Genomic DNA, 6,553 nt, shown 5'->3' with positions numbered 1-6,553 from the left:
GACCTGCTGAAACGCTTCACAGATCTAGGTCTGCGTTTCATTTCGGCCGGTACGGACATCGGCATGCTGGCGAGGCTTCCGGCTATCGGGGTTATTCGTCGGTGTTACCTGCGTGGCGCCCGTCGAGTTCTCGCAACGCGCGTGCACGGGCGGTCGCCGCCTCGGCCATCATGCCGATGTCCGGACCGGCGAGGACTTTTCGAGCAAGGATGACTTCGCCTTCGACCTATCGGCCCGCAATGTCGCTGCCTTGGAATCGATCTTGGCCAAGACGTCGAAAAAGGACCGTGACGACATTACCCCCGCGGATGCTCGCCACCCGTATCTCGACGACGATCTGGCGAAGCTGTACCGGGACCTGATGTTCGGTAAAGGCCTGGCGTGCGTGCGCGGATTTCCGGTCGAACAACACTCAATCGACGACCTCGAGCGGATCTACTGGGCTTTCTGCACCCATCTGGGATACCTGGTATCCAACAACTCATTCGGACACCGAATGGTTCGGGTCCAGGAGGAGATCCTGCCGAACGGCGTGCAGCCCGCACGTGGCACCAAGTCGCGCGCGGAGCTGGCCATGCACAACGACGCCGCTGACATCCTGTCGCTGCTGTGCGTCTACCCGGCGGCCACCGGAGGGGAAAGCCAGTTCGCGAGCGGGCCCGCGGCGCACAACCGGATTCTCAACGAGCGACCCGACCTGCTTCCAGTGCTGTATCAAGGGTTTCCGCACCACCGGCGCAGCGAGCAGCCTGACGACCAGCCGGATGTGACGCCATACGACGTCCCGGTGTTTTCTCAGATCGACGGCAGGATCTGCATCAATTTCACCTATAGCAGTATCCTGCCGGCGATGCGCACACTGGGCCGGGAGTTCACACCAGAACAAACCGAGGCGATCGAACTGCTGCGCACCATCCTGGTCGAGCAGCAGGTCGAGTTCCGCCTCGAGTCGGGCGAGGCGGCCGTCGCCAATAACTTCGCCATGTGCCATTCGCGTTCCGACTTTGTCAGCAGCAATGATCCGAAGAAGGCCCGTTGCTTCCTGCGCGCATGGATGGAGGTGCCTCGCGAGGACCGACGCCTGCCGATCGGACGTGAGTACTTCCACATGGAGAATAAGGACCTGCGCCTGGGATATGACGTAGTCCCGGGCCGCGACGGCTCGATCGCGCGCAACGACTACAAGAACGTCAACGCCGAACTCGCCGATATGTTCAAGGCGGCGCAGGCGAAGCCCAAGCTCAAGCAATGAGCGAAAGCCCAAGTCCGAGAATCGTCTACGAGCGATGGACCGACCCCGTCGCCGGGGACATCCTCGAGGTGGCCGACATCGAGGTCGTCAAACTCGACCTGAATGCGCCGACTGAGGACGGTTGGGCGGTATTGGAATCCGCCAACGGATACCAGGTCGCCACGCGCACCGATGTGGCGGCCGTCCCCGATGGCGAACAGTGGTTGGTGGGGCCTGCGCTGGTCCAACGTTGTGATCAGCTGCTGGCGGTCTGTTCGGCGGGCGCCGGTTACGACGTGATCGACGTCGAGGCGTGCACACGGGCCGGGATCGCGGTGTGCAATAACTCCGGCCCGGGCGCGGAGGCCGTCGCTGAGCATGCGCTCGGCTTCATGCTCGATCTTGCCAAGAAGATCACCGTTGCCGATCGTGTGCTACGTAGCGGGCCGCTCGGCGACCGCCTCGCCCTGCAGGGCAGTCAGCTGCTGGGAAAGACGCTGGGGGTGGTCGGTCTCGGCGCCATCGGCGGACGCCTGGTGGAGTTGTGCGCGCCTTTCGGCATGGAGGTCCTGGTCCACGATCCGTATGTCGACGAAACGACGGCCGCCGAGCGCGGCGTGACGCTGGTCGAGCTCGGTGAGCTGGTCGAGCGGTCCGATTTCATTCAGGTCACCTGCCCACTTACGGCCGAGACACGCGGCTTATTCGGTTCTGCGGAGTTCGCCGCGATGAAACCCTCCGCATTCTTCATCACTACCGCCCGCGGCGCCGTTCACGACGAAGCCGCTCTGCACGACGCCTTGGTCAGCGGCGGCATTGCCGGGGCAGGCCTCGATGTTTTCCATCAAGAGCCGCCCCGGCCCGACAATCCGTTGCTAGGCCTCGACAACGTCATCGCCACACCCCACGTCGCGGGCATCACGGTGGAAGCCGCGCGCGACATCGCCGTCGCCACCGCGACCCAATGGCAGGTGATTTTCGAGGGCCAGATGCCGCCCCGGCTGCTGAATCCCGATGTCTGGCCGCGCTACTGTGAGAAATTCAACGAGATCTTCGGGTTCCGCCCCAGCGCCGCAACCGCTTTGGAGAAGGAGAGCAGGTGACGGATTACGACACCCTCCAATTCGAGGTGCGGGGTCACACCGCGTGTGTGACGCTGAACCGGCCCGAGGTACTCAACGCCATCAACGACGAGATGATCGAAGAGCTCGCCGAGGTGTATGCCGACATCGAACGCTCCCAGGATATCTGGACGGTCATCATCACCGGCGCCGGTCGCGCGCTGTGCGTCGGGGCTGACGTCAACAAGGCCGCCGACCACGACATGGAGAACGCGGCGGGCATCGACAACCAGGGCGAGCCCATTCTCAGCTCGATGCGGCAGTGGGACGCGCCGCAGGAGGCGACGCCCCCCTGGCTCCACATGACTAAGCCGATCATCTGTGCGGTGAACGGCATCGCCTGCGGCGCCGGGATGGACTTGGTCACCACCGCCGACATCACCATCGCATCCGAGCGCGCTGCGTTGATGGATCCCCATGTCAGCATCGGCGTGAGCTCCGGTCGCGAAGGGGTCCGGCTGGCCCGGATCCTACCGCTGCCGGTTGCCATGCGGCTGATCTTGATGGGCAAGCACGAGCAACTTGACGCGCAGCGCGCATACGACTTGGGCGTCTTTACCGAGGTGGTCGCCCACGACAAGCTCATGGATCGGGCGTGGGAGATCGCCGAGATCGTGAATTCGAATGCGCCGCTGGCGGTGCGCGGTTCGCGCATGGCCGTCCGCAAGGGGCTGACACTACCCATCTACGAAGCCGAGCTGCTCGCCGAGAACTACCGGATGAAGGTGGCCCTGACGAAAGACGCCATCGAGGGCCCGCGCGCCTTCCTTGAGAAGCGGAAGCCGGAGTGGAAGGCGCTGTAGCGCAACAACTCCAGAACGCTAAGCCATACCGAAGAACGTCTTTGCGTTGGTCGACAGCACCTTGCGCTTGGTCTCCTCGTCCAGGCCCTCCGTCGCCTTATTGGCGACCTCCATGCTGTGCGGCCAGTTGGTGTCGTTGTGCGGGTAGTCGGTCTCGAACATGAGCTGGTCCTCACCGACAAGGTCGAGGATACGGAAGGCAACAGGATCACCGAACGTGGAGAACCAGACCCGACCGGGCACTTGAGTGCTCGGTGGTTCGGTCAGCAGCGGGTGGATTCCGCCCCACGCCCGCCGATCCTCCCAAACTTCATCAACGCGTTGCAGGTAGTAGGGAATCCAGCCCGCCTGCGCCTCGGCGAACGCGAGCTTGAGACTCGGGAATTGCCTGAGCTTGCCGGAGAACAGCCAGTCCACCATCGCGATGGTGCAGTTGACCGCCATCAGCGCGCTGGTGACGACATGCGGAGAGTCGGCCGAGGACTTCGTGAGTGACGAACTCGACCCGATGTGCAGCATGATGCCGACCTGGTTTCGCTCGCACGCCGCGAAAAACGGGTCCCAATAGCCGCTGTGAATGGACGGCAGATCCAGACGTGAAGGCAGCTCGGAGAAGCAGATCGCGTGCATGCCACGGGCGGCCACCCTGTCGACCTCCTTGGCGGCGAGCTCGACATCCCACAGTGGGATGATGCCAAGCGGAATCAGCCGACCGTTCGAGCTACCGCCCCATTCATCGATCTGGAAGTCGTTGTAGGCCTCCACACACAGCTTGGCGAGGTCCTTGTCCTTGCCGTATAGGAAGCGTTGGCCACAGAAGCGGACAAGCGTGTTAGGGAAGCATGCCGAAGCCTCGATGCCCGCGATGTCCATGTCGGCGAGACGGTCTGCCGGGCGAAAGCAACCCGGGCGCATTTCGTCGTAGGTGATCGGGTCGGTAGTGAGCTCGTCCAACTCGTAGCCGGCCGCCGCGCTGATCAGCGGGATCGGGATGACCGCATCTTCGTAGCGCCAGATGTCCGCGTCGCGGCCCTCGTCGTCCTCGACGAAAGCGACATCGGAAGTAACCGACGGATCCATCCGCCCGCGGGTGCGAACGATCCGCGGTCCGATGTCGCGATATCGCTCGGGCAGTCGGCTGGTCCACAGGTCGGCAGGCTCCACCAAATGGTCGTCCGGCGAGACGATTCGGATGTCTGTGCTCAACGCTGACTCCTTCGAGGGCAGGGGCTTCACCTGCGAAACGCTGATTCCCGCAGACGAGAATAACCGTTTCCACAATATCGCATGGCTGCATGACCGCCAGTCCCGCACCGGCACGCTTCGCAGGGCCGGCCAACATACCGGTGTAGGTTGATTGGGCGAACCGCCAGGGAACGCGTATTCTCATGCAATCATGACTGCGAAGAAGCGCCCCGGACAGGACAGCGAAGCCAGCCTCGAGATCGTTGACGCCGACCTCGACGAGATGCCGACGAGCTGGCAGGAACGAACGATAGAGCGGCGTCTCTCCGCCGCGCGGGCCCGTGCGCTGGCACGCAGCTCGAGATTCCTTGCCACTGCGCTGGAGTTGGTCGAGGAGTCTGGACGCGCCGATTTCACCATCCAGACTCTCATCGACCGGTCGAACCTGAGCCTGCGCGCGTTCTATCAACACTTCGCGGGCAAGGAAGAGCTCCTGCTCGCCCTTTACGAGAACGCCACGAGTCAGTTCATCGAAGCTATTCGCCATGAGGTCGCAATGGCAGATGGTCCGATGGAACAACTCGAGGCGTTCTGTCGAGGATTTCTCTCCCGGGCGGAGTCATCCGAGGCGATCGGCGGACGGGTGATGACGATCTACAACTTGAGCTTGGAGATTGAGCGGCCTGCCGACTTCGCGAAGATCTGGGAGCCGCATCAGAAGCTGCTCACGAAGATCCTCACCGCGTGCTCGCGTGCCGGCTTGATTCGAACAGATTTGACACCAGCGCAGTTGACGACGCTGCTGAACTCGACACTCATTGCGCTCGCCCAAATAGGGGTCTTCCACCTGGGGGTCAAGGGCGCAGAGCTCGCCGAGGACCAGTTGTGGGCCTGGTGCAAGCAAGCCCTCACCCCGCCAGCGGACTCGGCCAAGACCAAGCCCAAGGCCGTGGCCGCCAAGACAGCGGCGAAGCGAACCACGGCTCGCAGACCTCGAAAGCTAACGGGGTAGCCCTAACCCGCGCTGGGCGATGATGGAGCGCTGAACTTCGCTTGTGCCGGCATAGATCGTGGTGCCCAACGCAAACCGCATGAGGTATTCGAAGCGGCCTTGCTCGGGGGCCGTCGACTCGAAGTAGCTTCGCGTCGCGTCCGGCCCTACCAGTTCCATCACGTCCTGGCTGGCGCGCACGAGTGCTTCGGTGCTGAACACCTTGGACATCGGTCCCTCCGCTACCGGGTTCTGGCCAGTCTCGGTCATCCAGACGCAGCGACGCAGGAGCAACCTCGAAACCTCGTCTTCCATTGCCACCCTGGCGATTCGGCGCCGTACATCGGTTTTGGCGAGCTGTGGCGACCCGTCGTCGGCTTGAGTGTTCGCCGCCCACTGCTCGACGTGCTGCAGCAGCCGAGACAGATGCGGCCCCCACCCGGATGCGTGCTCGTCCTGCAGCGACAGCCCCATTACCTGCCAGCCGGCGTCGACATCGCCGACGCGCCACTCGTCTGAAACACGGACGTCGCTGTAGAACGTGACGTTGGTGCGTTCACCCGAAAGCGTCCATACCGCTTGGGCTTCGAATCCCTCGGAATCGCGCGGAACGAGGAACATGGTGAGTCCCTTGTGCTTCGGCTTCTCGGGACTCGTGCGTGCCAGCAGGAACACGTAGTCGGCGATGTGACCGTTTGTGGTGAACATCTTGGAGCCGTTGATGATCCATTCCTCGCCCTCGCGCACCGCCTTTGTGGACGCCGCTGCGACATCGGAGCCGCATTCAGGTTCGGTGAACCCCAGCGCGATGGTGATATCGCCCTTCATCGCAGGGCCGAGAATGCGGTCTCTCATCTCCGGTGAACCAACGCTTCGGATGATCGACGCCACCATTCGAGTGGTCTCCGAGAGGTACATGGGTGCTTCCGCACGCATGAGTTCCTCTCGGAGGACCTGCTCGTCCCATGCATCACGGTTTTGGCCGCCGAATTCGGTCGGCCAGCTCGGGGCGAAATAACCTTCGTCCACTAACCCCTTGGCGAAATCGTCGTCGTGTGAAACGCCGCTGCGGTAGATTCGCTCTTCGGACTCGGGCGTCATGACCTTCGCAAGGTAGCTGCGTACTCCGTCGTGATATGCCTGGGTGGTGGCGTCGAGCTGAAAGTGCATGGATCAGAACCAATCTGTCTCACGACGGGCCCGGGGGCGGCACGCGCGATAA

General features: G+C 62.9%; 6 protein-coding genes. 4 read left to right on the top strand and 2 right to left on the bottom strand.

Annotated elements, in window-relative coordinates; genetic code table 11:
• Positions 1-112 precede the first annotated feature (112 nt).
• Genes A5652_RS15885 through A5652_RS15875 form a run of 3 tightly spaced genes read left to right on the top strand, consistent with a single transcriptional unit; the run spans position 113 to position 3,155 of the window.
• Positions 113-1,252, top strand: coding sequence for a TauD/TfdA family dioxygenase (locus A5652_RS15885; protein ID WP_232001206.1), 1,140 nt, complete (start codon positions 113-115; stop codon positions 1,250-1,252).
• Positions 1,249-2,334 carry a hydroxyacid dehydrogenase gene (locus tag A5652_RS15880; RefSeq protein ID WP_067353160.1) on the top strand — a complete coding sequence of 362 codons (1,086 nt, stop codon included), beginning with the start codon at positions 1,249-1,251 and terminating at the stop codon, positions 2,332-2,334. The genes A5652_RS15885 and A5652_RS15880 overlap by 4 nt, the downstream gene beginning before the upstream one ends.
• On the top strand, positions 2,331-3,155 hold the full coding sequence (locus tag A5652_RS15875; RefSeq protein WP_067353157.1) for an enoyl-CoA hydratase/isomerase family protein: 825 nt from the start codon (positions 2,331-2,333) through the stop codon (positions 3,153-3,155). Before A5652_RS15880 ends, A5652_RS15875 begins: the two co-directional genes overlap by 4 nt.
• A gap of 18 nt (positions 3,156-3,173) precedes the next feature.
• Here the strand turns inward: A5652_RS15875 and A5652_RS15870 are convergent, their stop codons facing one another.
• Entirely contained in the window at positions 3,174-4,361 is a 1,188-nt protein-coding gene (locus A5652_RS15870) for an amidohydrolase family protein (protein ID WP_067353163.1), read from the bottom strand.
• 190 nt (positions 4,362-4,551) lie between these two features.
• Here A5652_RS15870 and A5652_RS15865 point away from each other — a divergent pair, with 190 nt between their 5' ends.
• Positions 4,552-5,352 (top strand): TetR/AcrR family transcriptional regulator, encoded by an 801-nt coding sequence (locus A5652_RS15865; protein WP_067353155.1) that lies wholly within the window; start codon positions 4,552-4,554, stop codon positions 5,350-5,352.
• On the opposite strand, the gene A5652_RS15860 is transcribed toward A5652_RS15865, so the two are convergent.
• On the bottom strand, positions 5,341-6,501 hold the full coding sequence (locus tag A5652_RS15860) for an acyl-CoA dehydrogenase family protein (protein ID WP_067353152.1): 1,161 nt from the start codon (positions 6,499-6,501) through the stop codon (positions 5,341-5,343). The two genes, A5652_RS15865 and A5652_RS15860, sit on opposite strands and share 12 nt — an antisense overlap.
• Positions 6,502-6,553: the final 52 nt, after the last annotated feature.

Source organism: Mycobacterium sp. 1165178.9 (assembly GCF_001673555.1).
Classification (GTDB): domain Bacteria; phylum Actinomycetota; class Actinomycetes; order Mycobacteriales; family Mycobacteriaceae; genus Mycobacterium.
This window is presented reverse-complemented; position numbering and strand designations above follow the sequence as displayed.